At 71.6% G+C, this 21,657-nt stretch carries 25 protein-coding genes; 14 read left to right on the forward strand and 11 right to left on the reverse strand.

All coding sequences use genetic code 11. The annotated features are described in order from the left end of the window. The first annotated feature begins 49 nt into the window (after positions 1–49). Positions 50–568 (forward strand): FxsA family protein, encoded by a 519-nt coding sequence (locus tag C7C45_RS32190; RefSeq protein ID WP_110568578.1) that lies wholly within the window; start codon positions 50–52, stop codon positions 566–568. Positions 569–647: 79 nt separating this feature from the next. Here the strand turns inward: C7C45_RS32190 and C7C45_RS32195 are convergent, their stop codons facing one another. The 3 genes from C7C45_RS32195 to C7C45_RS32205 all read right to left on the reverse strand — a co-directional run bounded on the left by C7C45_RS32195 (position 648) and on the right by C7C45_RS32205 (position 2,778). Further along, on the reverse strand, positions 648–989 hold the full coding sequence (locus tag C7C45_RS32195) for an RNA polymerase-binding protein RbpA (protein WP_030489777.1): 342 nt from the start codon (positions 987–989) through the stop codon (positions 648–650). Positions 990–1,216: 227 nt separating this feature from the next. Further along, complete coding sequence (locus tag C7C45_RS32200; protein WP_110568580.1) at positions 1,217–2,374, reverse strand: coiled-coil domain-containing protein; 1,158 nt, start codon at positions 2,372–2,374, stop codon at positions 1,217–1,219. A 59-nt stretch (positions 2,375–2,433) separates the two neighbouring features. Continuing rightward, positions 2,434–2,778, reverse strand: coding sequence for an SbtR family transcriptional regulator (locus tag C7C45_RS32205; protein WP_208641498.1), 345 nt, complete (start codon positions 2,776–2,778; stop codon positions 2,434–2,436). Between C7C45_RS32205 and C7C45_RS32210 the strand changes: the two genes are divergently transcribed. Then, entirely contained in the window at positions 2,777–2,959 is a 183-nt protein-coding gene (locus tag C7C45_RS32210) for an SDR family oxidoreductase (protein WP_341866533.1), read from the forward strand. The genes C7C45_RS32205 and C7C45_RS32210 overlap by 2 nt on opposite strands. Before the next feature lie 8 nt (positions 2,960–2,967). Here the strand turns inward: C7C45_RS32210 and C7C45_RS32215 are convergent, their stop codons facing one another. Continuing rightward, entirely contained in the window at positions 2,968–3,618 is a 651-nt protein-coding gene (locus C7C45_RS32215) for a LysE family translocator (RefSeq protein ID WP_110568582.1), read from the reverse strand. Positions 3,619–3,846: 228 nt separating this feature from the next. Between C7C45_RS32215 and C7C45_RS32220 the strand changes: the two genes are divergently transcribed. From C7C45_RS32220 to C7C45_RS32260, 9 genes are all read left to right on the forward strand, one after another. Continuing rightward, complete coding sequence (locus C7C45_RS32220; RefSeq protein WP_110568584.1) at positions 3,847–4,332, forward strand: DnaJ family domain-containing protein; 486 nt, start codon at positions 3,847–3,849, stop codon at positions 4,330–4,332. A gap of 141 nt (positions 4,333–4,473) precedes the next feature. Next, positions 4,474–5,763 (forward strand): MFS transporter, encoded by a 1,290-nt coding sequence (locus tag C7C45_RS32225; protein WP_167454907.1) that lies wholly within the window; start codon positions 4,474–4,476, stop codon positions 5,761–5,763. A 270-nt stretch (positions 5,764–6,033) separates the two neighbouring features. After that, entirely contained in the window at positions 6,034–7,221 is a 1,188-nt protein-coding gene (locus C7C45_RS32230; RefSeq protein WP_110568587.1) for a condensation domain-containing protein, read from the forward strand. Continuing rightward, on the forward strand, positions 7,218–8,549 hold the full coding sequence (locus C7C45_RS32235) for an MFS transporter (RefSeq protein ID WP_110568589.1): 1,332 nt from the start codon (positions 7,218–7,220) through the stop codon (positions 8,547–8,549). Before C7C45_RS32230 ends, C7C45_RS32235 begins: the two co-directional genes overlap by 4 nt. Then, positions 8,542–9,633, forward strand: a complete 1,092-nt coding sequence (locus C7C45_RS32240; RefSeq protein WP_167454908.1) for a condensation domain-containing protein — start codon at positions 8,542–8,544, stop codon at positions 9,631–9,633. The genes C7C45_RS32235 and C7C45_RS32240 overlap by 8 nt, the downstream gene beginning before the upstream one ends. Beyond that, a complete protein-coding gene (locus tag C7C45_RS32245; protein WP_110568593.1) occupies positions 9,611–9,841 on the forward strand; it encodes a phosphopantetheine-binding protein in 231 nt (76 codons plus the stop codon). The genes C7C45_RS32240 and C7C45_RS32245 overlap by 23 nt, the downstream gene beginning before the upstream one ends. Then, positions 9,838–11,043, forward strand: a complete 1,206-nt coding sequence (locus C7C45_RS32250) for a cytochrome P450 (protein ID WP_110568595.1) — start codon at positions 9,838–9,840, stop codon at positions 11,041–11,043. The genes C7C45_RS32245 and C7C45_RS32250 overlap by 4 nt, the downstream gene beginning before the upstream one ends. Next, positions 11,040–12,341: an amino acid adenylation domain-containing protein gene (locus tag C7C45_RS32255; RefSeq protein WP_110568597.1), complete on the forward strand. Its 1,302-nt coding sequence runs from the start codon at positions 11,040–11,042 to the stop codon at positions 12,339–12,341. The genes C7C45_RS32250 and C7C45_RS32255 overlap by 4 nt, the downstream gene beginning before the upstream one ends. Then, on the forward strand, positions 12,331–13,794 hold the full coding sequence (locus C7C45_RS32260; protein WP_110568599.1) for an aminotransferase class V-fold PLP-dependent enzyme: 1,464 nt from the start codon (positions 12,331–12,333) through the stop codon (positions 13,792–13,794). Before C7C45_RS32255 ends, C7C45_RS32260 begins: the two co-directional genes overlap by 11 nt. A gap of 40 nt (positions 13,795–13,834) precedes the next feature. Here C7C45_RS32260 and C7C45_RS32265 read toward each other — a convergent pair whose 3' ends face one another. The 3 genes from C7C45_RS32265 to C7C45_RS32275 are packed head-to-tail and all read right to left on the reverse strand — an operon-like array spanning position 13,835 to position 15,384. Beyond that, complete coding sequence (locus C7C45_RS32265; protein ID WP_110568601.1) at positions 13,835–14,410, reverse strand: maleylpyruvate isomerase N-terminal domain-containing protein; 576 nt, start codon at positions 14,408–14,410, stop codon at positions 13,835–13,837. A 44-nt stretch (positions 14,411–14,454) separates the two neighbouring features. Beyond that, positions 14,455–14,961 carry a hypothetical protein gene (locus C7C45_RS32270; RefSeq protein ID WP_110568603.1) on the reverse strand — a complete coding sequence of 169 codons (507 nt, stop codon included), beginning with the start codon at positions 14,959–14,961 and terminating at the stop codon, positions 14,455–14,457. A gap of 39 nt (positions 14,962–15,000) precedes the next feature. Continuing rightward, positions 15,001–15,384, reverse strand: a complete 384-nt coding sequence (locus C7C45_RS32275; RefSeq protein ID WP_110568605.1) for a VOC family protein — start codon at positions 15,382–15,384, stop codon at positions 15,001–15,003. Between the two features lie 107 nt (positions 15,385–15,491). On the opposite strand from C7C45_RS32275, the gene C7C45_RS32280 reads away from it, so the two are divergent. Continuing rightward, positions 15,492–16,163: a winged helix-turn-helix transcriptional regulator gene (locus C7C45_RS32280; protein ID WP_110568607.1), complete on the forward strand. Its 672-nt coding sequence runs from the start codon at positions 15,492–15,494 to the stop codon at positions 16,161–16,163. Here the strand turns inward: C7C45_RS32280 and C7C45_RS32285 are convergent. Beyond that, entirely contained in the window at positions 16,044–17,270 is a 1,227-nt protein-coding gene (locus C7C45_RS32285) for an FAD-dependent monooxygenase (RefSeq protein WP_146247473.1), read from the reverse strand. The genes C7C45_RS32280 and C7C45_RS32285 overlap by 120 nt on opposite strands. Positions 17,271–17,345: 75 nt before the next feature. Here C7C45_RS32285 and C7C45_RS32290 point away from each other — a divergent pair, with 75 nt between their 5' ends. Next, positions 17,346–17,960 (forward strand): TetR/AcrR family transcriptional regulator, encoded by a 615-nt coding sequence (locus C7C45_RS32290; protein ID WP_244200680.1) that lies wholly within the window; start codon positions 17,346–17,348, stop codon positions 17,958–17,960. A 61-nt stretch (positions 17,961–18,021) separates the two neighbouring features. On the opposite strand, the gene C7C45_RS32295 is transcribed toward C7C45_RS32290, so the two are convergent. Further along, on the reverse strand, positions 18,022–18,885 hold the full coding sequence (locus tag C7C45_RS32295; protein ID WP_110568658.1) for an NmrA family NAD(P)-binding protein: 864 nt from the start codon (positions 18,883–18,885) through the stop codon (positions 18,022–18,024). An 86-nt stretch (positions 18,886–18,971) separates the two neighbouring features. Here C7C45_RS32295 and C7C45_RS32300 point away from each other — a divergent pair, with 86 nt between their 5' ends. Continuing rightward, on the forward strand, positions 18,972–19,694 hold the full coding sequence (locus tag C7C45_RS32300) for a TetR/AcrR family transcriptional regulator (RefSeq protein ID WP_110568611.1): 723 nt from the start codon (positions 18,972–18,974) through the stop codon (positions 19,692–19,694). 3 nt (positions 19,695–19,697) lie between these two features. Here the strand turns inward: C7C45_RS32300 and C7C45_RS35965 are convergent, their stop codons facing one another. After that, complete coding sequence (locus tag C7C45_RS35965; protein WP_425271191.1) at positions 19,698–19,820, reverse strand: hypothetical protein; 123 nt, start codon at positions 19,818–19,820, stop codon at positions 19,698–19,700. 289 nt (positions 19,821–20,109) lie between these two features. After that, positions 20,110–21,534: a rifampin monooxygenase gene (gene rox, locus C7C45_RS32310; protein ID WP_208641504.1), complete on the reverse strand. Its 1,425-nt coding sequence runs from the start codon at positions 21,532–21,534 to the stop codon at positions 20,110–20,112. Positions 21,535–21,657: the final 123 nt, after the last annotated feature.

The raw sequence follows: 21,657 nt of genomic DNA on the forward strand, positions 1-21,657 counted from the left end.
GGATGAGCGGGACACGTCCGTGGTGTCGCGGGAATGGCGATGAGGTGAGATGCGCCGAGGACTGAGGTTCGTGCCGTTGGCCCTGTTGCTGGCGGTGGTGCTGGAGTTGGCGGTGTTCGTCGGTGTGGGGCGGGCGCTGGGGTTCGGGGCGGCGGTGCTGCTGGTGTTCGCCGCGTCGCTGCTGGGGCTGGTGCTGCTGCGCCGCGAGGGGATGCGCGCCTGGCGTGGTTTCCGCTCCGCCGCGGCGGCCGGGCAACCACCGGGTGGGCAGGTCACCGACGGGCTCGTCGGGTTGGCCGGCGCCCTGTTGCTGGCGGTGCCCGGCCTGGTCAGCGGGCTGGTCGGGTTGCTGTTGCTGGTGCCGCCGGTGCGTCGACTGGCCCGCGCCGGGGTGCGACGCACCACTGAGCGGCGGGTGTCGTCGATGGTCGCCGGTGACCTGTTCGGGCCCCGGACGGTGCGGGTGCGTCAGGGGGCGCCGCAACCGACCCCGCAGCCGGAGCGGCCGGTGGTGGTCGACGGCGGCCGGCCCATCGAGGGCGAGATCATCGAGCCGGGTCGGCACTGAGCACACGGCCGGCCAGGCCACAGACACGACGGCGCCCCCGGGGTTTCCCCGGGGGCGCCGTCGTCGTGCGTCGTGCGGCTCAGGCGCGGCCGCGGCGGGTCCGAACCTCCTGGAGGCGTTCCTCGAGGATGTCCTCAAGCTCGGCGATCGAGCGCCGCTCCAGCAGCATGTCCCAGTGGGTACGCGGCGGCTTGGCCTTCTTCTGCTCCGGCTCGTTGCCGTCGACGAGTCGGGCGACGCTGCCGTCGAACTTGCATTCCCAGGTCATCGGGACCTCGGCGTCGACGGCAAACGGCACCTCGAACTGGTGGCCCTTGGCGCAGAGGTACTCGCGGGTCTGACGCGGCGCGAGCTCCGTGTTGCGGTCGGATTCGTAGCTCACCGCGCCAAGGCGGCTTCCGCGCAGCATACGCTCGCCCATGATCGACTTCCCCTCGTTCGTGGTGCTGGTCTTCTGGGTGTAACGGTGCGTCCCCGTCGAGCCATTCCCGCCCGAGGGCGTGAGGCGTCCACGGGTGGGCCGGGACCAAGGGTAGCCGGCCGGGACAGTCACCCGGTCAGGTGATGCCCAGGCGGGTCGCAACGGGATGTTTGTCCGCTGCCACCGGGGATGTTAACCGCCTGAGCGTAGCGAAGGTTGCGCGCAGATCATCGGGTGCTGTCGCCGGGCGTGGCGGCGCCGAGTCGGGCCAGCGCCAACGCCAGGTCGCTGACCTGGTCACCGAGCTGCGCCACCCGCCGCTGCGCCAGGTCCCGGTCGGTTTCGGCGGCGTCGAGCCGTACCGTCAGGGCGGTGACGCTGCCCTCGGCGGTGGCCACGGCCTGCCGGGCCGCGGCCAGCTCGGTGGTGAGCGTGTCGCGGTGGGCGGCCGTGGCGGCCAGCTCCGCGCGCAGCCGCGCCGCAAGCTCCGCGGCCTCCTGCCGGGCTTCGTCGGCCGCAAGGGCGGCGACCTGGGCGCGGTCGCGGGCCCGGTCGGCCTGCTCGCGTGCGCGGGCGGCGTCGGCGGCCTCGGCGCGGGTCCGCGCGGCGTCGGCGCGGGCCTGCTCGATCTGGCGCCGCACGTCCTGCACCTCGGCCTGCCACCGCCCGGCCCGCTCGGTCGCCTCGGCGGCGGCCCGGGTGGCCCGCTCGGCGTCTGCGCGCGCCGCGTCGCGCTCCACGGTCAGGTCGGCGACCCGCTGCCGCTCGGTGTCCCGTTCCGCCCGCAGGTCACGCACCTCGGCGCGGGCCTGGTCGCGGTCGCGTTCGGCCTGGGTCCGCAGCGCCTCGGCGGCACTGGCGTCGCTGCGTGCCTGCGCACGGGCGACCTCGGCGCGCTGCGCCCGCTCGTCGGCCGCGGTGGCCTGCCGCACGGCCTGCTCGGCGCGCTGCCGGGCGTCGTCGGCATCGGCGAGAGCACCGCGGGCCTGCTCACGGGCACGCGCCGCGTCGGCGGCCGCGGTCTCGGCGTCGTCGCGGGCCTCGTCGCGTTCGGTCTGCGCCGCCGCGATCTCGGTGGCGGCCTCCGCGCGAGCCTGGGCGAGCTGCCGCTGCACACCCACCGGGGACAACTCGGCGTGCAGCGACTCGGTCAACGTCTCGACGATCTGGTCGAGGCGGTCCACCGCCTCCCAGGTGCGGGCCACCTGCCCCGGCAGGCCGGGGGCGTTGCGGTGCCGCATCCGGCTGTTGCGGGAGGCACGCTGGCAGGCACCGTCGTTGTCCCGGCAGTAGCGAAACGGCCGGCCCGCGCCGACACGCTGCGGCACCGGCCGTCCACAGTGGGCACACGGGCGGGTCTCGGTGGTGGTGGGCTGGGCGTCCATCGAGGTCGCAGTCTAGTGCCGGGCCGCCGGTGGGTCAGCTCGCGGCCCGGGCGGTCAGCCTAGCGGCGGGGCGGAGGTCGGTGAATGTGGTGCAGTGCCAGCGGGGGAGGCGGGGGCAAGGGCTCGGTGTCGCCGGCCCGGAAGGACTGGAGGAGGTAGGCGACCAGTCGTCGGGACGCGGCCAGCGAGACCTGGTGCGAATCTCCGACGATGCCGCTGTTGGCCAGGAGCAGGAGTGTGACGTCAGCGGGGTCGAAGTCGTCCCGCAACTGTCCCCCGTCCTTGGCGCGCTGCACCAGCCGGGCAAGGCTGTTCTCGGCGTGGGTTCGGGCGCGCTCGTAGTCGACGGCCTCGGGGAACCGGGTGAGGAAGGCGGCCGTGAGGCCCCGGTCGGTGGCCTGCATGGCGCACACCTTCTCCATGACGGAGCAGAACCCGCGCCAGGGGCATCGCATCGCATCGCAGCCGCTGCGCCGTGTGGCCGAACCCGACGAAATCGCCCAGGCCGCCGCCTGGCTGCTCAGTGATCGCGCCTCGTTCGTCACCGGCGCGGTCCTGCGGGTCGACGGCGGAGCGCGAGCCTGAGCGACGACTCAGCCGGTGGCGACCGCCGCCCGGGACCGGTCCGCGGCGATCCGGACGGCCAGCGCGGCGAGGGCCGTCCCGGTAAGCCACCGCTGCACCCGCAGCCATCCCGGCCGGCGGGCGAAGAACCCGGCCAACGCGCCGGCACTGAGCACGATCAGCGCGTTGACGCTCAGCGCCACGGCGATCTGGGTCAGGCCCAGCAGCAGGCTCTGCATCGCCAGGTGCCCCCGCGCCGGGTCGATGAACTGCGGCAGCAGTGACACGTACAGGATCGCGATCTTCGGGTTCAGCAGGTTGGTGACCAGGCCCATGGTGAACAGCCGCCGAGGCGGGTCGGGTGGCAGCGGCGCGGGCGTGAACGGTGAGCGCCCACCGGGACGCAGCGTCCGCCATGCCAGCCAGAGCAGGTAGCCGGCCCCGGCGAGCTTCACCACCGCGTACAGCGTCGGCACCAGGACGAACACGGCGGCGAGGCCGGCGACCGCCGCCGCCAGGTAGACGCCGAACCCGGCCGCCACCCCGAGCAGTGAGATCAGCCCGGCCCGACGGCCCTGCGCCACCGACCGGGAGACCAGATAGACCATGTTCGGGCCGGGTGTGAGCACCAGCCCCAACGCCACCAGCGCGATACCCAGCAGTGCACCCGTGCCCACCATGACGGCCCCCGTTCCTCGAACACTCATCCTGACCGTAGGCGAGCAGAGCGTCCCGCAGCAGGGCCAACGGGCAGGTCGTGGCCTGCCTCGGGTAACCGGTCACCCGGGAGGAAACCGCCTGGGCGGCGTCCACCGGGAATGCTCACCGGGGCGGCTGCGCTGATCCGTTGCAGTGCGCGTCGCCGTCGAGAAGACGCGCGTTACGGTGGCCAGGGGAGGTGCCGCAGGGTGACGGATGCGTGGGAAGCGGCCGTGGAGGCGCAGATCCGGGGAGCCGTGCAACGCGGGGAGTTCGACGACCTGCCCGGCATGGGCAAGCCGATCCCCGGTCGAGGAGCACCGTACGACGAGTCGTGGTGGATCAAGAGTTTCCTGGAACGTGAGGCGCTGCCCAGCGACCTGCTCTTGCCCACCCCGCTGCAACTGCGTCGGCGTGTCGAGCAGGTCCCCGACGAGGTCCGCGACCTGCCCACCGAACAGTCCGTACGAGACTTCGTGGCCCAGCTCAACGCCCAGATCGTGGCCTGGCTGCGTAACCCCGAGGGTCCGCGTGTGGCGGTGCGGCCGGTCAACGCCGACGAGGTGGTCCGCCAGTGGCGCACCGGGCGTGCCCGACGCGAGCAGCTTCCGCCCGCCACCGAGCCGGTGACCGCCACCGCGCCGGCCCGCCGGCCCCGCCGCGGCTGGTGGCTGCCCTGGCGTCGCCGGGGCTGACCCGCGTCGGCTGGCCGCACTCGTTCCGAACAGATCCGAACGGGTCCGAACGCCTGGTCCCGGCCCCTGGCGCGCCAGCGCGGCTACGGTCTGGGCCGAGCGCCCTGACGACAGCGGGTGCGGGGACCCGACGGGGGCGAAGTGACCGAGCGCGCCGCGACGTACGCCGAGGTGTTCGCGGTGCGCGAATACCGCCACCTGTTCGGGGCGTACCTGCTGTCCCTGGCCGGCGACCAGCTCACGGCCGTGACCGTGGCGTACCTCGTCTTCACCGAAACCGGGTCCGCCGCCCTGGCGGCGGCCGGCTACGCCAGTTCCTACCTCGCCTGGCTCACCGGCGGGCCGCTGCTGTCCGGCCTCGCCGACCGATTCCCGCGACGAAGCGTCATGATCGCGTGCGACCTCGGCCGCGCGGCGCTCATCCCGCTGGCGGCGCTGCCGGCCCTCCCCGCGCCGGCCCTGGTGGTGCTCCTCTTCGTGGTCAACCTGATGCGGCCACCGTTCGTAGCGGCGCGGGCGGCGCTGATGCCGGAAGTGCTCGACGGCGACCGCTACGCCGTGGCCAACGGCGTGGACAACATCTGCGCCCAGGTCGTGCAGGTGGTCGGCTTCGCCGTCGGGGGCAGTCTGGTGGCGTTGCTGTCGCTGCGCGGCGCCCTGCTGGTGGATGCCGGCACGTTCCTGGTCTCCGCCCTGCTGATCACGATCGGCGTGCGTTCCCGCCCCGCGCCCCGACCACCGTCGCGCCCGACCCGCCGTGGCCGGGCGGTCGGTCTGCGGGTGATCTTCGCTGATTCCCGGCTGCGGTCCTACGTCCTCGTCCTCTGGACGGCCAGCGCGTTCACCTACGCCGCCGAAGGGCTGATGGCACCGCTGGCCCGACAGTACGGCGGTGGCGCCGGCACCGTCGGGCTGTTGCTGGCGGCGGCGCCGTTGGGAATGGCCGTCGGCGGAGTCGCCCTCACCCGCTTCTGTCCACCGGCGGCCCGGCCACGACTCATCCTGCCCCTGGCCGCGCTGTCGACAGGGGTGCTGACGGTGGCCTGGCTGGCCCCTCCGCTGTGGCTGATGCTGCTGCTGTTGGTGCTGGCCGGCGCCGCGAGCGCCTTCGCCATCCCGCTGAACGCGTTGTTCGGCCGGGCGGTGCCGACGCAGTACCGGGGACGCGCGTTCGGGGTGGCGATCACCGGTCTCAGTGGGCTCCAGGGGGCGGCGATGGTCCTGGCGGGTCTGGCCGCCGACCGGTGGCCGGCCACCACGGTGATCGGGTTCAGCGGCCTGGCGGGCGCGATGGCGGTCCTCGTCTTCGTACCGCTGTGGCCTCGGCGGCCCGCCTCCAACCCGGTGACGTTCGACGCTCCGGTCGAACAAGGCCGAACGACTTCGAACGCCGACAGCCCTACCGCCGAAGCGAGCGGCGGCCGACGCTGAGGTCACCTGGCGGGCACGGGGGCCGCCATCTACGGGAGAGGAGAAGCGCATGCGCAACGTCCGCAACCGTGGCATCAGCTGGACCTGACCGTGACGCTCCATTTCGTTGGGAGCGCCTCCGGACTCACCTGATGGCCGGAGGAAACCGACCACTGTGCCGAGAGGAGGTACGGACGATGCGGAAGAACGACTGCGCCACCTGAGATCCGTGTGAAGCGCGGTGGGTGGTCGCCGGCCGGCGGCCACCCACCCTTCGGCCTTGGAGAAGTCATGCACAGTTTGGGTGACCACCCGCTCACCATGGGTCAGCTCTCGATGTGGCGGTCCCTCTCGGTACGCCCTCCGGAGCAGATGTGGGAGTCCAATCAGGACCTGATCTGGTCGACTCCGGCCGGGGCCACCGAGGAGCAGGTACTCCAGGCACTCACCGCCCTGGCCGCCCGGCACGAGTCGCTGCGCACCGTGTACCGGGCGGCGGATGATCCCGGCGGCGTGCGGCAGGTGGTCCTGCGCGACCCGATCGTGCGGTTCGCCGAGGCGTCCGTCCGCGACCCGTTCGACCTGGCCGCCGCGCCGGCGTGGCGGGCCTGGGTGCGCACTCCCGACGAAGGTGGAACGCCGCAGGTCCACGTGCTGATCCACCACATCGTGGCCGATGGCGCCGCCGTGACGATCCTGGAGTCCGACTTTCACGCACTGCTGCGCGGTGAGCGCCCCGCCGACGCCCCCGCCCCACGCGAGGTGGCCGAACGCCAACGATCCGCCGCCTTCCAGGCCAAACTGGTCGCGGCCGGCGAATACCGCCGACAGATCGTCGCTGCCGCACCGAAGGTTTCGGTGTCCCGGGGTCCGCTGGTGCGGGCTTGCGCAGACACCGGCATTCCGCACGGCGCGGTTCGTGACGCGGCCCGCCGGCTGGGTGTCACTCTGCCCACCCTGCTGCTGACGGTGTACGCGCAGGCGCTGGCCGCGACAACGGGCCAGCCGGATCAACTGCTGTGGCAGTTGTCCTCGAACCGGATGGACCCCACGGTGCGGCGCCTGGTGTCATCCATGACTCAGTGGGTGCCCATGTTGGCCGGGTGTGACCCGGACGGGCCACTGCGCCCGCCGGCCCGTGACATTAACGTCGCGGCGGTGCGCGCCCTGCAGCACGGCGTGTACGACCCGTTCGCCGGCGACCTGACGTACTTCGATCAGGGCAGCTTTTTCACCTTCATCCCCGCGCCGCCCGACGCCGCTGCCGATCCCGTGTCGTCCGAGCCGGAACCCGGGCGCATCGAGTTCCTCGCCCCTCGCGCGTACAGCGGACCCAGCTTCTACGTTGTGGCGCGGGTGCACCCGTACGTGCAGCTCACCATGCGGGTGATGCGCAGCGGGTACGGGCGCCCCGAGGTGGAACGCTTCCTGACCGTCATGACCGACCTGCTGCTGCGCGCGGTCAAGGACGCGGCATGAGCGGCAGTCTGTGGCGACACCGTGACTTCATGGTGTTGTGGTCGGGTCGGACCCTCAGCGAGGTCGGCGATGCCGTCTCGCTGCTGGTCATTCCGCTGCTGGCCGTCACCGTGCTGGACGCCTCGGCCGTGGAGGTCGGCATCCTCAGCGCCACCCGGATGGTGGCCTACGTGTTCCTCTCCCTGCCCGCCGGGGTGTGGGTGGACCGGATGCGCAAACGCCGGGTCATGGTGCTCTGTCATCTCGTGCGGGCCGGGCTGGTGGCCACCGTCGCCGTCGGCGCGTGGGCCGGCTGGATCACGATGGTGCAGCTGTGGACCGTGGCGCTGCTGTCCAGCGTCTGCACCGTGCTGTACGAGACCGCGCATCAGAGCTTCCTGCCGTCGATCGTCCGCAAGGACCAACTGCTCGACGCCAACGGCAAGCTGACGACCACGTACTCGGTCTCGCAGATCGCCGGGTACGGCGTTGGCGGCGCGCTGGTGTCGGTGTTGGGCGTGGCGCGTACCGCGGGCGTCGACGCGCTCGCCTACGTGCTGAACGCCGTGTCCCTCCTGCTGATCCGCGGTGCCGACGAGCCGCCGGTCGTGACGCGGCGTCGGGACTTCCGCCGCGAGCTGGGCGACGGCCTGTCCTTCGTGTTTCGCCACCCGGTCATGCCCCGACTGGTGGCGGCCTCGGCGTCGTTCAACCTGTTCAGTCAGATGCTCTTCGCGTTGGCGGTCCTGTACCTGGTGCGCGACCTGCGGTTGAGCGAAAGCATGGTCGGTGTGGTGATGGGGCTGACCACGCTGGGCGGGATCGCCGGCGGCCTGGCGTCCACACGGCTGGCGCGCCTGGTGGGCACGGCCCGGATCATCTGGGTCGCGCCGCTGGGGCTCGGCTGGACAGTGCTGCTCGTACCGGCCGCCGAGCCCGGCTGGGGTCCGGCCGCCTACACGGTCGGCATGGCGGGCATGGGAATGCTGTTCGCCATCTACAACGCGGCCGTGGTCAGCTACCGGCAACGGGTCTGCCCCCCGGAGCTGCTGGGGAGGATGACGGCGTCGGTCCGATTCGTGATCTTCGGGGTGATGCCGGTGGGCGCCCTGGCGGGTGGGCTGCTGGGCAGTTGGCTGGGGGTCCGACCGACGCTGTGGATCGCGGCCGCCGGCGTGTGGGCGTCCGGCCTGGTGCTCTACTTCTCGCCGCTCCGGCGATGGCGTGACCTGCCGGACGAGGCCGACGCGCCCGCCGGCGGTCAGCCGACGACGAGCTTCCCGGCACCGCATGGGCGGTCGCCGGTCGACCCGGCCGGCAAGGCCATCGGAGGTGTACGAGGTGGATGACCAGCCGTTCGGCCAGCGCATTCTCTCCTGGACGGGTGGGCCGGCGAACCCCGACCGGTTCGTCGCACTGGGCGGGGTCCGGCTACCCGCCGAACCCGACCCCGCCGCCCTGCGGCACACCCTGGACGCGATCCTGGCCCGGCACCCCGTGCTGGGTGCGGGACCGGTCGGGCTGCGCACGGTCGACGACGTGTGGGCGGCGGCCTCCGCAGGCCGCTACCCGCCCGATGCGAAGTGCCTGCTCTGGGCGTACCTGGCCGGTCGCGAGCTGCTGCTCGTCGCGCACCACAACGTGTCCGACCCATGGTCGATGCGGCTGCTGCTGCGCGAGGTGCTGAAGCCGGGGACCGGGCCGGCCCCCTCCTACCACGGCAGCACGTCGACCCCGGCACCCGAACGGGTCAACCGGTCCGTGCCGTTCTGGCGGGAGCTGCTCGCCGACGTACCGGCCCTGGCCCCGGGCGCCGACGACGACAAGGGCACGGCCGAGATCAGAACGCCGAGCGGCATCACCCAGCAGCAGGCGGCCGAGGTCGCCCGGGCCGTACGCAGCACCCCGTTCGTCGTCCTGCTCACCGCGTTCGCACAGGCCCTCGGCCCGCTCAGCCCGGGCGAGGCCGTCATCCCCGTACTGACGCACGGGCGGCAGCGCTCCGAATGGGACACCGTGGGGCTGTACATGAACGTGCTGCCGGTGCGGCTCGGCACGCCGACGGTGGGCGCGGTGCACCGTGCGTTCGCCGAGGCGTACGCGCACGAGATCCCGTTCCCGGTGCTGCTGGACGCGGTGCCACAGACCGGCCCGCTGTTCGCCGACGGCGGGCCGGGCCTGGCCCAGTTCGAGGTGATCCAGGTGCCCGAGGGTGCCGGGATCGAGCCGCTGACGATTCCGCCGGGCCTCGGGCTGGGCGGGCCGCTGCTCCCCGTCAACGGGTTGGCGTTCTGGCTCGAGCCGGGGGCGGGCGGCGCCTACACCGCCTGCGTGCGCTACCGCCGCTCGCACCGGGGAGCCGACATGCAGGCCCTGGTCCGCCGATTCATCGACAGTTGGGAGGAGATCCGTGCAGACGCGCAGCGAGCTTGAGACGATGTTGACCCGGCTCTGGAGCGAGAAGTTGAACGTCACGCCGGTGGGTGTCGACGACGACTTCTTCGCCCTCGGCGGCGACTCACTGCTCGCCGCCGACCTGCTGATGGACCTCTACGACCAGCTCGGCGTCGAGGTCGATGCCGCGGTGCTGTTCCTCAAGCCGACCATCGCCGAGCTGGTCGACGAGGTGCTGGCCGCATGAGAACCCCGCCGTGTGGGCACACCCGCCCCCCGGACCGGATCGACCTCGCCGACCCCGACCTGCACGGCGGCGACCCGCACGCGGCGTGGCGGACGCTGCGCCGCTGGGATCCCGTCAGCTGGCAGCCGGTACCGGACAGGTCGGGCTTCTGGGCGGTCACCCGCCACTTGGACGTCAGAACCGTCCTGGCCGACCATGCCCGGTTCACCTCCACCGGTGGGGTGGTGCTCAGCATGCTCGGCCGGCCCGAACCGGCGCAGAACCAGCAGTTCGCGGCGAGCGACCCGCCGCGACACGGCCTCATCCGGGGGCCGCTGCAGCAGCAGATGACCGCACGTGCGGTGGCACGACACGAACCGGCCATCCGTTCCTTCGTACGGGAGCTGCTCGGCCCCGCCGACGGACTCGTGGACTTCGTCTCGCTCACCTCCGCCCTGCCGATGGCCTTCCTGGGGCCGCTGATGGGCATCCCGGCGGCGGACTGGCCCGACCTGGCCCGGTGGGTGTCCATGTCGGTGGCCGAACAGGACCCGGACGTCATGCTGCCGGGCGGGCCGTCGGCGACCCTCGACCGTGGGCATCGGGAACTGTTCGCGTACCTGCTCGACCTGGTGCTCTCGCACCGGCGGCGCCCGCGCGGCGACCTGGTGGACCTGCTGGGTGCCATGCCGCTGCGCGCCGGGGCGATCGTGGCCAACTGCTACAGCGTGCTGCTCGGCGGCAGCGCGGCCCTCCCGCACGTGCCCCGCGCGGTGCTGGCCGAGCTGATCCGCACCGGGCGCTACGAGGACTGGGCCCGGCGACCCGAGCGGATCGGCCGCGCGGTGGAGGAGGCGCTGCGGTTCAGCTCACCGGCCGGGCACTTCATGCGGCTGGCGACGAGCGACACCACCCTCGGCGGCGTACACGTCGCGGCGGGCGACGCCGTCGTGGTGTGGCTCGGGTCGGCGAACCGTGACGAGTCCGTTTTCCGCGACCCCGACACCCTCGACCCGGACCGTCACCCGAACCGGCACCTGGCCTTCGGGGAGGGCCGGCACTACTGCCTGGGGGCGGCAGTCGCCAGGCTGACGTTGCGCGTCTTCTTCGAGGAACTCTTCGCCACCTTCGCGTCCTTCGAACCGGCGGCCGAAATCGAGCGCGTACGGTCGAACTGGCTGGGCGGGATCAAGCGGATGCCGATCCTGGCTGGCCGGCGGTGATCCCCGAGGCGCTGGCCGCCCAACTGCGCGCGCGCCGGGACACGCTGGCCGTGGTGGATCCCGAGCAGTCCCTGACGTACGCCGACCTGGACGGCTTGAGCGGTGCGGTCGCCGCCCATCTCGCGCAGCGGGGGGTGGCCGTCGGCGATCCGGTCATCGTGCACACCCGGCTGTCGGGCTGGGCCATCGTGGCGATGCTCGGCGTGCTGCGGGCGGGAGCGCGCTACGTCCCCATCGACGCGGCGTTCCCGGCGGCCCGCCGAGAGTTGATGGCCGCCGGCAGCGGCGCTCGCGTGACGCTCACCGAGGAACTGCTGGCGACATTGCGTCCGACCCGCTTCGACTGGCAGGACGGACCGGACGCGTACACGCTGTTCACCAGCGGCTCGACCGGCGTGCCGAAGGCGGTCACGGTGTCGCGGGCGGCCCTGAGCTATTCCACCGGCGCCCGGCTGGAGTACTACGGTCGCCCACCCGAGCGGTTTCTGCTGTGCTCGTCGATCTCCTTCGACAGCTCGGTGGCAGGCATCTACTGGACGCTGTGCACCGGAGGCACCCTGGTCATCCCGACCGACCGACCGTTCGACGTGCGGGCGATCGTCCGGACCGGCGCCGTGCACCGGCCCACCCACACGCTGATGGTGCCATCCCTCTACCGCCTCATGCTGCGTTCGCCGGTGCCCAGCCTGACAACCGTGATCGTGGCCGGGGAGAGCTGCCCGCCCGGCCTGGTCGACCTGCACCACGATCGGATGCCTGACGCGACGCTCTACAACGAGTACGGCCCCACCGAGTGCACCGTCTGGAGCACGGTGCACAGGTGCGCGGTGGGGGAGGACCCGGTGCCGATCGGCCGTCCGATCCCCGGCACGACGGTCTCGATCAGCGATGGTGAGCTGTGCATCTCCTCGCCTGGGGTGGTGTCCGGGGGGCCGGTGTACCGCACCGGCGACCGGGTCAGCATGGGCGACGACGGCCTGCTGCGGTACCACGGACGCGTTGACGAGCAGCTTAAAATTGGTGGGATGCGTATCGAGCCGGCCGAGATCGAGCACGCCCTGATGGCCCACCCGGCGGTGCTTCTCGCCGGCGTCGCCGTCCCCTACCGGAGCGTCGCGTACGTCGTCTGCAGCGAGCCGGTGGAGCAGAAGGCCCTGCGCGCACACCTGCTCGACCGGCTGCCCGCCGTGGCCGTGCCCACCGTGTTCGAGCGGGTGGAGTCCCTGTCCACTCTGCCCAACGGCAAACTCGACAGGCGTGCCCTGAGCCGGTCCGACCACGTTCGACATGACGGCTGAGCCGCGCGCGTGCACGGCGCGTTTCCCCGTGACCGCCGCCTACGCGGGCACCGCCCGGATCGACGAGCTGCGCGCCACCGAGTACCGGCACCTCGACCGCGACGGTGGGGTCTACCTCGACTACACGGGCGCCGGGGTGGCCGCCCGAGCGCAGATCATCGCCCATCACGACCGGTTGCTCGCGGGTCTGTACAGCAACCCGCACTCGGAGAACCTCACCTCCGAGGCGGCCGGCGGGCTGGTCGAGTCGGCCCGGCGGGCGGTGCTCGACTTCTTCCGCGCCGACCCCGGCGAGTACGCGGTCGTCTTCACGCCCAACGCCAGTGGCGCTTGCCGCCTGGTGGGCGAGGCGTACGGCTTCGGCCGGGGCCGTCCGCTCGTGCTGACCTGGGACAACCACAACTCCGTCAACGGCATCCGGGAGTACGCCCGCGCGGCCCGCTCGCCGGTCCGCTACGTGCCGCCCGCCGGGCCCGACCTGCGGGTGGCCGAAGCCGACGTGCTAGCCGCGCTGGCCGCGCGTGCAGGCCGTCCCTGGTCGCGGCGGTCGGGCCCCGTGGGGCTCTTCGCGTACCCGGCGCAGAGCAACTTCACCGGTGTGCAGCATCCGCTCGACTGGGTGGACCTGGCCCACCAGCACGGGTACGACGTGCTGCTCGACGCCGCGGCGTTCGCCCCGACGAACCAGCTGGACCTGAGCGTCGTGCGGCCGGATTTCGTCTGCCTGAGCTGGTACAAGCTGTTCGGCTACCCCACCGGCGTAGGGGCGCTGCTCGCCCGGCGTGCCGCGCTGAGCCGGCTGCGTCGCCCCTGGTTCGCGGGTGGCACCATCCGGGCGGTCAGTGTGCAGGGTGACTGGCATCAGCCGATGGGGGACGAGACGGGGTTCGAGGACGGCACGCTCAACTTCCTCAGCATCCCCGACGTGGAGTTCGGGCTGCGCTGGCTCGACTCGATCGGCGTGGACCTCATCCACACCCGGGTCGGCCTGCTCACCGGCTGGCTGCTGGAGCGGCTGACCGCGTTGCGGCACCGCAACGGCCAGCCACTGGTCCGGATCTACGGGCCGTCGACGGGCGACGCCCGGGGTGGCACCGTGGCGTTCAACTTCTGCTACCCGGACGGCACGCTCGTCGACGAGCGGCTGGTCGCGTACGAAACCTCGGCGGCCGGGTTCGCCCTACGAACCGGTTGCTTCTGCAATCCGGGCTCGGCCGAGGCCGCCTTCGGGATCAACCCCGGACTGCTGCGCGGTACGAACCTCGCGTACGTCGGGACGATCGACCAGCATCTCGCCGCGCTGGGGCTACCGACCGGCGGCGCCGTACGCGTCTCCTTCGGTCTGGCCTCCACCGCGGCGGACGCGGAACGCTTCCTGGCCTTCATCGAGTCGACCTACCTGGACCGTGACGGTCCCGCAGACGTGCGGCTGGCACCACGGATCCGTTGCTGAGGTGCGCGCGGGCCGCTGCGGCCCACGACCGAGGTGCGCGTCAGTCGACTGCAGCCCGCCACACCCAGGATGTGCGCCTCGCCCGGCCGGGCAGCTCGACCCGGCCGGTCATCCAGAGCAGCACGTCGGGTGCGGGGCCCTCCGGGGCGTCCGGGAAGAGCCGGCGCAGCACCACCGTGCTCAACCGCTGCGGCGGGCGCCACGGCACGCCGAGACCGACGGTGATGTCGTACGTGTGCAGCAGGGTCTCCGCCACCCCCATCGCGGCGAAGCCGGCCGGGTCGCAGGGGCCCCAGTGCCAGGCCCGCGCGTCCGACCCGGTGGTGTCGACCGCGGCGGCGAGCAGCCCGGCGCACGCGCGCATCACGGCGAGCACCTGCGCCGGGTTCGCGGTGGGGGAGACCCGCAGGTCGTACGGCAGGTAAGCGTCCTGCGGGAGGCCGGTGACCTGGCCGGCGTACCCGAGCAGGTCGTGCGCGACGTGCGCCGCGGTGGTCCAGCAGCTCCAGGTCAGAGTGCCGGCGGGCACCGACCAGTCGCGCTCCCGGTGCGGGAGCAGCACCTGGGTCATCTCGTCGGCCGCCTGGAGCAGGTCGGCGCCGGTCGCCGCTGACATCCGTCGACCCTCCCAGTGCGAACCGGGTGGCGCAACTGAGATCGTCAGCCAGCCACCGAGGGGTGCGAGTCGAGGCGAGCGGTCGAACCCGCCGCCAGAGCCTGCTCGACATGCTGGACGCCCGCGCGGACAAGGTCGCCGTACTGGTCGGCCGGCAACTGCTCGGCGAGGCTCCGAGCGGTCGCCAGGTGCGCCCCGGCCACTGTCGTGTTGCGCAGCCGTCGGTGCACGTCGGCCAGGTTCAGGTGCAGCGACGGCAGGAAGCCCTGCACCTGGAGGGCGTGATGGTATTGCTGGGCACGGTCGTCGGTCAGGTCGGTGACGGCGGCCAGGGCGCGTTCGTCCCACCGCAGTTCGGCCTCGGTGGTGTCCTGCAGGTCGGCGAGGTGGTGGGCGAGGGTGCAGCGGTGCAGGGCGTCACCGGTGGGGCCGATCTCGTCCCACAGTGCGGTGAGCAGCTCGCGGGCCTGGCCCGGTGAACCGGAGTGGCCGAGCTGCACCGCTTCGATGATGCGCGTCATGGTGGGGTCGGGTGTGGGCTGGTCGTCCATGTCGCCGATGCTCGGCCCTCAACCGGGTCGAGGGTCAAATCACTGCGGCTGCCCGGCGGCGGCGAGCCCGACGAGGTGTCCTTCGGGGTCGGTGAAAAAGCCGACCACCAGGGTCTCGTCGCGGTTGGGGTGCGGTCCTGACACGCGGGTGCCGCCGAGGCGCTCGGCCTGCCGCAGCGCCGCCTCCACGTCGGGCACGCCGACGTAGAACAGTGTCCGGTGCGGGTAACCCGCGCCTCCGCCCACGCCGCCCGGGATTCCGCCGTCGTGGGGGTGGACGAACCCGTAGGTGCCCGGCGCCGAGACGGCTTCGGCGGTGGCGTCCCCCACGTCGAACTGCCAGTCGAAGAGTTCGCTGTAGTAGGAGCGCAACCGCTGCGGGTCGGTCCCGATGATCTCGAAATGCACCACTGGCATCCCCATGGATCTCTCCCTGTCTCTATTTCGCCAGACCGTAACGCCAGTGGTTGTTAAAAACAACCACACGGTAGTGTTCAACGTCCAGAGTCGAGTGGGAAAGGGAGCCCTGCATGCCGACCAGCCGCACCTACGGCGACGCCTGCGCGATCGCTCGCGCCCTCGACGTCGTCGGGGAACGCTGGGCGCTGCTCGTCGTCCGTGAACTGCTCCTCGGCCCGCAGCGCTTCTCCGACCTGCGCCGGGCACTGCCCGGCGTCAGCTCCAACATGCTCACCGACCGGCTGCGCGAGCTGGAGAGCCACGGCGTGGTACGCCAGCGCCGACTGCCGCCCCCCGCGGCCTCGACGGTGTACGACCTCACCGCGTCCGGCCGCGAACTGGAGCCGATCGTGCTGGCCCTCGGCGGCTGGGGCCTACGCGTACCCCTGCCGCCGGCGCCGGTCCACCTGAGCGCGACCTCGGTGTTGCTGTTCCTGCGCGGTTCACGGCACCCGAGCCCGCAGGCGCCGCCGGCCACCTACCGGTTCGAGCTCGACAACCGGGTGTGGACCGTCCGCACCCGGGATGGCCAGGTCCACGTCGAGGCCGGCGAACCGGCCGACCCCGACGCCGGCCTACGCACCGACCCTTCGACGCTCAACTCTCTGCTCGACGGCTCCATCTCACTGGCCACCGCTCGCACCACCGGCGCGGTCGTCGTCAGCGGAGACGACGCTGCGCTGCGTCGACTCCTCGAAACGAGGGCTGGGGACCGTCGGTCTGGTGCTCGGGTCGGTGCGTAGCCCTCGCAGCGACAGCAGTCGGGCGGCGACGTTGCGGGTCGTGATTCCGATCCGGGTGGCGGGCACGAGGAGCGACGCGGCCCGCGCGACGTTGCGCTGCTTCGGCGCCACCAGCGTCCGGTGGGTCTGCTCGTAACGTCGCAGTGCCTCCGCGAGGTTGCCGGGCGTCGCGGCCAGCGACTCCGCGAGCGTCGCCGCGCCCACCATCGCCAGGGTCGACCCGTCGCCGAAGAGGGACACACAGGACGCCGCGTCGCCGAGCAGCGCCACCCGGCCGGCCGACCACCGGTCCAGCCGGACCTGGCTCACCGAGTCGAAGTAGAGGTCGTCGGTTGCGCTTACCCGCTGAAGGATCTCGGGTGTCCGCCAGCCGCCTCCGGAGTAGGCAGCCGTGAGCAGGCGCTTGTGTTCGGCGGTGTCGCGGTGGTTGAAGCCGGGCTCCCATGGGCCGCGGAAGATGAACGCTGCGCCCGGATTTCCGCGATTCGGGTGCAACGCGAGAGCACGGCCGGGTGCGTTGTGCATCAACATCTCGTGCGGCGCGAGGTCGAGGCCGTCGACGGACAGGGTGGCGATCCAGACGCCCATGTGCCGCACGAACCGGCTCTCGTCCCCGAAGACGAGCCGGCGCGTCCGCGAGTGCAGGCCGTCGGCGCCGACGACCAGGTCGAACCGGCGCGGCGCGGCGCGCTCGAACGTAACGTCGACGCCGGCGTCGTCCTGCGCGAGGGTGGCGATCGAGTCGGCGAAAATGTACTCGGCCTCCTCGTGGGCCGCCTCGTGGAGGATCGTCGCGAGGTCGAAGCGGGGTAGCTCCACCTCGCCGCGCGTCTGACCCAGGCGCATGCCGCCGACCCGGCGACCGTTGTCGTCCACGAAGGTCAGGGCGGTCACGTCGGTCGCCGCAGCGCGGAGCATCGGCATGATGCCCATGGCCTCGGCGACTCCGACGGCGGGCCCGCGCACGTCGACGGGGCTGCCGCTGGAGCGCAGGCCCTGCGCCTGCTCGACGACGGTGGGCCGGAACCCGTGGCGGGCCAGCCAGTAGGCAAGGGTGGGGCCGGCGACGCCGGCTCCGGAGATCAGCACGGTCTTCACACTCGTCATGTCCGAAGAATATCTGCACTCAGTGCAGAATTGCAATGAGTGCCGCAATGCGCTGGGTGCAGTATGCTGCCGACCATGGCGGATTCCTCCCTGCGCGAGCGCAAACGCGAACGGACCCGGCAGGCCATCGTCGACGCCGCGGTCGACCTCTTCGAGCGCCACGGCTACGAAGGCACAACAATCGCCGACATCGCCGAAGCGGCAGAGATCGGCACCCGGACGTTCTTCAGCTACTTCGCCAGCAAAGAGGAACTGCTCTTTCCCGAAAGCGACGCGCGCGTCGCCGCCGCCGTCTCCGCGATCGCCGCCCGCAAGCCCGGTGACAGCCCCGCCGACCTGCTCGTCCAGGCGTTGAGTGACGTCAACGAACACAGCACCGAGATGGCGAGCCCCACCGCGCTGCTACGGATGCGGCTCATGCAGACCGTTCCGGCCGTGCGCGGTCGCGGATTGCAGATCCAGCTCGACGCGCAACTCGAGATCGCCCGCCACCTCCAGGCGGCATTCCCCGACGACCTCGACGCCGTGCAGGCGAGCGCCCTGGTCGGGGCGTTCCTCGGCGCGGTGATGGGCGCCCTTCAGGTCCTCCTCGAAGAGCCGGGCGCGCTCGACGACCCCCGCAAGCTGCAGCGGCGCATGCGTGACGCGGTCGCGGCAGCGCTGCGCCCCTGGCTGTCGGCCGCCCGCTAGCAAGCGGCCGACAGCCTTTCTGCCGCTCAGAGAATGCGCTCTCCTTCGGCCACCGAGCCTCTCAGGCTTGCGAGGCAATGGCCTCGAGCACCGAGCGGACGGACCTCGGACGGTGACCGATGAGGGTCTCCAGGGTCGGGTCGGTGACGGCGAACTCTCCCCGGCGGGCCGCGCGGTACATGCCGAGGGTGAAGTCGGCTGCGGCCGCGGGCATCCCACGCTCGATGGCGGCTGCCCTCCACTGGTCGTCATCCGCGACGATGCGCCGGATGGTGCGGCCGGTGATGTCGGTGAGGACGCCAGCGACCGCTTCCAGGTCGAGCATCTCCGGCGCGGTCAGGGCAGGCGTGATCCCGTCGAGTGCGCCGTCCTCGGCGAGGGCGATCGCCGCTGCCTCGGCAAGGTCGGCGTGCGCGGTCCAGGAGACCGGACCGTCCGCCGGCGCCACGAGCTGGCCGGTTTCGAGTGCCGCACCGATGGCGAAGCTGAGCGTGCTCGCGTAGAAGCCGTTGCGGAGGGCGGTGAAGGGGACGTCCAGCCCCGCCAGGTACTCCTCGGTCGCGGCGTGGGTGAGCTGGGGGGAGAACAGTGATTCCCGGGAGGCGGCCTGGTGGCTGGTGTAGAGGATGCGCTTGGCTCCAGCGGCGTGAGCGGCGTCGATGGCGGCGCGGTTCGCGGTGACCGCCTCGCCGCCGCGGATGGCGGCGGACACGATGAGGACCTGGTGGGCACCCTCGAAGGAGTGTTCCAGCGTGGCCGGGTCGGTGAAGTCTCCGGCGCGGACCCGTACGCCGCGCTCGGCGAGGCTCGCGGCCTTGCCGGTGTCGCGCACGCTGACGCCCACGGTGTCGGCGGGAACCCGTTCGAGCAGCCGATCGACGATCTGGGATCCGAGCTGACCGGTGGCACCGGTGATGACGAACATGGTGAACACTCCAGTGTTATCGGCGGTATCGGCTCAACGTTAGCACCGATAATTGGAAGGTAACAAGATGCTGTTAGCATTGATTCATGGCTGCGGCACAGGACACGACTTCCCGAGACGACGTCCGATCCGGCATCGTCACGGCGGCTAGCCAGCTGCTACGGGAGAAGGGCGCCAGCGCGGTGACGACGCGGGCGGTCGCCCAGGCGGCGGGCGTGCAGGCGCCCACCATCTACCGCTTGTTCGGCGACAAGGACGGCCTGGTCGACGCCGTCGCGGAACACGTCATGGCCACCTACGTCGCCGCCAAAGCGGCTGCGGCGGAAACCGCCGAGGGTGATCCCGTAGCGGACCTGCGCTCCGGATGGCGCGTGCACGTCGAGTTCGGGCTGGCCAATCCTGAGCTGTACGCACTCATCGGCACCCGGGGGCGCGGAGGGCCGTCGTCGGCGACGGCCGCGGGCATCGAGGTGCTGCGCACCCGCGTACGGCGACTGGCCGCAGCCGGCCTGCTCCGCGTCGACGAGCAGCGTGCGCTCATGATGATCCACGCGGCGGGCAATGGCACAATTCTCGCCCTGCTGGCGATGCCCGAGGACAGGCGCGACCCTGGTCTGAGTGACGCCATGTTCGATGCCGTCCTCAGCAGCATCCGCGTGACCACGCCGGCGACACCCGACACGACCACGAGCGCGGTCGCGGTCACCTTCGCCACGGTGGTGCCGGACCTTCCGGGGCTCAGCGACGCCGAACGCGCGCTCATGACGGAGTGGCTCAATCGGTCGCTGAGCACGCCGCACAACCCCTGACCGTCAGGGGTTGTTCAGGTAGGCCAGGACGGCCAGCACACGGCGATTGTTGTCGTCGTCGGTGATGCCGAGCTCGTTGAGGAAGAGCCGTTGGCCGATGGCATGGTTGGACAGTCCTTCGGCCATGAGGCCGAGCACGGAGCGTTCGCGTTCGGTGAGCTGTTCGAGTCGTCGGTTCGAGGACCCGCTGGACAGCAGTTTGGCGATGACGGAGTTTGGCGATGACGGCCGGGTCCATGGCGGTGCCGCCGGCCGCGACACGTTCCAGGGCGTCGATTCCTGCGCTGACCAGAGTTCCGGCCCCAGGGTCCGGTCGAGCTCCGCCCGCTGGCATGGCCATGTTCGCCATACCAGCGGGCGGTGAATGGCCGGCTTCCAGTTCCTGGCCGACAGCCGCAGCTCTGGTCAGCCGAAATCAGTTGGCGGGCTCGCCGAACCAGCGGGAGAGGTGGTCGTCCAGGTCCTGCTGATCGTCGCCGATCCAGGCGACATGCCCGTCGGGGCGTAGCAGGACGCCCGGAACATCCAGTGCCGCAGTGGGATCCGCGAGGTGATCGACCCGGTCTGCCCAGCCGCCGACGGTCAGGCGTTCGGTACGGTCCAGCAGCAGGCCGCGGCCGCGATGCAGCAGGCCGTAGAGGCGGCCCTGTTTCACATCGATGTCGCGCAGGCGGCGGCCGAGCAGGTCAGGGCCTGCGCCGAAGTCGTAGCGGATGCCGATCGCGGTGATCTTCTCGATCAGGTAGCGGTTCACCTCGTCGAAGTCCATCAGCTCGGTGAGCAGCCTGCGCACGGCCTGCGGGCCTGGTTCGGTGGACAGCAACTCCGTCTGGGCGCGGGTGTTGTCCAGCACGTCCTCGGCGACCGGACGACGTTCGATCTGGTAGGTGTCCAGGAGCGTTTCCGGTGCCCAGCCGCGGATCTGTGCGGCCAGTTTCCAGCCGAGGTTGACTGCGTCCTGGACGCCCAGGTTGAGGCCCTGTCCGCCGATGGGTGGATGGATGTGCGCCGCGTCGCCGGCCAGCAGCACCCGTCCGACCCGATACCGTTCGGCCAGCCGGGTGGCATCCCCGAAGCGGGACAACCCACGAGGGGAGTGCACACCGAAATCGGTTCCGGCGATGGTGCGCAACTGTTGTTTGAAATCCTCAAGGGTGGGCGGTTGGGCGCGGTCGCTGACTCCTGCGGCGGGGACCACGACGCTGTAGACCCCGACGCCTACGGGCCGGAGCCAGAATCGATGCTGGGTCTCGCGGATGCGCGCCATCGTGGCGGCGATCTCCTCCTGCGGCACACCCACTTCCATCTCGCCCATCAGCGTCTCGGCCCGCGTGGGCTCGCCGGGGAAGCCGACGCCGAGCAGTTTGCGTACCGTGCTGCGCCCGCCGTCGCAGCCGACGAGGTAGCGCGAACGCACCTGTTCCCCGTCGGCCAGCTCGACGGTCACACCGTCGTCGTCCTGCTCGAACCCGGCTACCGCACGCCCGCGGCGGACCTGCGCACCGAGTTCGATCGCATGTTCTTCGAGCAGGCGAACGATGACCGGCTGCGGGATGCCCAGCAGATAGGCGTGCCCGGAATCCAGGCTCTTGGGCACGGGTTTGTTGATGGCGGCGAAGAAGCCGCCGGCCGGACGCTGCCTTCCGTGTTCGAGGATGCGTTCGAGGAGCCCGCGCATCGCCATCAGCTCGAGACTGCGAATGTGCAGGCCGACGATGCGGACGAACGACGCGGGCTCGGTCTCCTTCTCCAGGACGAGTACCCGTACGTCATGCAGCCGCAGCTCGGCGGCCAGCATCGCACCGGTCGGCCCGCACCCGGCAATGATCACGTCGAACATGGAGGGCCTGCGCTCGGTGCCGGAAGTCGGCGACGGCGCGGCGGTGAACTGTGGAGGATGCATCGGTGTTGCCTTTCGGGAGTGCCGTGTTGTCGAGGCGCTCCCGGCGACACCTACGTCAAT

It is taken from the genome of Micromonospora arborensis (assembly GCF_003205615.1).
In the GTDB taxonomy this organism is placed as follows: domain Bacteria; phylum Actinomycetota; class Actinomycetes; order Mycobacteriales; family Micromonosporaceae; genus Micromonospora; species Micromonospora arborensis.

Coding starts and splice junctions, on each gene's coding strand:
- C7C45_RS32260 (WP_110568599.1), top strand. CDS start 12,331: ATGACGGCTGAGCCGCGCGCGTGCACGGCGCGTTTCCCCGTGACCGCC.
- C7C45_RS32205 (WP_208641498.1), bottom strand. CDS start 2,778: ATGCAGGCCACCGACCGGGGCCTCACGGCCGCCTTCCTCACCCGGTTC.
- C7C45_RS32215 (WP_110568582.1), bottom strand. CDS start 3,618: ATGGTGGGCACGGGTGCACTGCTGGGTATCGCGCTGGTGGCGTTGGGG.
- C7C45_RS32230 (WP_110568587.1), top strand. CDS start 6,034: ATGCACAGTTTGGGTGACCACCCGCTCACCATGGGTCAGCTCTCGATG.
- C7C45_RS32300 (WP_110568611.1), top strand. CDS start 18,972: ATGGCTGCGGCACAGGACACGACTTCCCGAGACGACGTCCGATCCGGC.
- C7C45_RS32275 (WP_110568605.1), bottom strand. CDS start 15,384: ATGGGGATGCCAGTGGTGCATTTCGAGATCATCGGGACCGACCCGCAG.
- C7C45_RS32290 (WP_244200680.1), top strand. CDS start 17,346: ATGGCGGATTCCTCCCTGCGCGAGCGCAAACGCGAACGGACCCGGCAG.
- C7C45_RS32265 (WP_110568601.1), bottom strand. CDS start 14,410: ATGTCAGCGGCGACCGGCGCCGACCTGCTCCAGGCGGCCGACGAGATG.
- C7C45_RS32190 (WP_110568578.1), top strand. CDS start 50: ATGCGCCGAGGACTGAGGTTCGTGCCGTTGGCCCTGTTGCTGGCGGTG.
- C7C45_RS32280 (WP_110568607.1), top strand. CDS start 15,492: ATGCCGACCAGCCGCACCTACGGCGACGCCTGCGCGATCGCTCGCGCC.
- C7C45_RS32250 (WP_110568595.1), top strand. CDS start 9,838: ATGAGAACCCCGCCGTGTGGGCACACCCGCCCCCCGGACCGGATCGAC.
- C7C45_RS32270 (WP_110568603.1), bottom strand. CDS start 14,961: ATGGACGACCAGCCCACACCCGACCCCACCATGACGCGCATCATCGAA.
- C7C45_RS32285 (WP_146247473.1), bottom strand. CDS start 17,270: ATGACGAGTGTGAAGACCGTGCTGATCTCCGGAGCCGGCGTCGCCGGC.
- C7C45_RS32210 (WP_341866533.1), top strand. CDS start 2,777: ATGGCGCACACCTTCTCCATGACGGAGCAGAACCCGCGCCAGGGGCAT.
- C7C45_RS32235 (WP_110568589.1), top strand. CDS start 7,218: ATGAGCGGCAGTCTGTGGCGACACCGTGACTTCATGGTGTTGTGGTCG.
- C7C45_RS35965 (WP_425271191.1), bottom strand. CDS start 19,820: ATGGCCGAAGGACTGTCCAACCATGCCATCGGCCAACGGCTCTTCCTC.
- C7C45_RS32195 (WP_030489777.1), bottom strand. CDS start 989: ATGGGCGAGCGTATGCTGCGCGGAAGCCGCCTTGGCGCGGTGAGCTAC.
- rox (WP_208641504.1), bottom strand. CDS start 21,534: ATGTTCGACGTGATCATTGCCGGGTGCGGGCCGACCGGTGCGATGCTG.
- C7C45_RS32295 (WP_110568658.1), bottom strand. CDS start 18,885: ATGTTCGTCATCACCGGTGCCACCGGTCAGCTCGGATCCCAGATCGTC.
- C7C45_RS32200 (WP_110568580.1), bottom strand. CDS start 2,374: ATGGACGCCCAGCCCACCACCACCGAGACCCGCCCGTGTGCCCACTGT.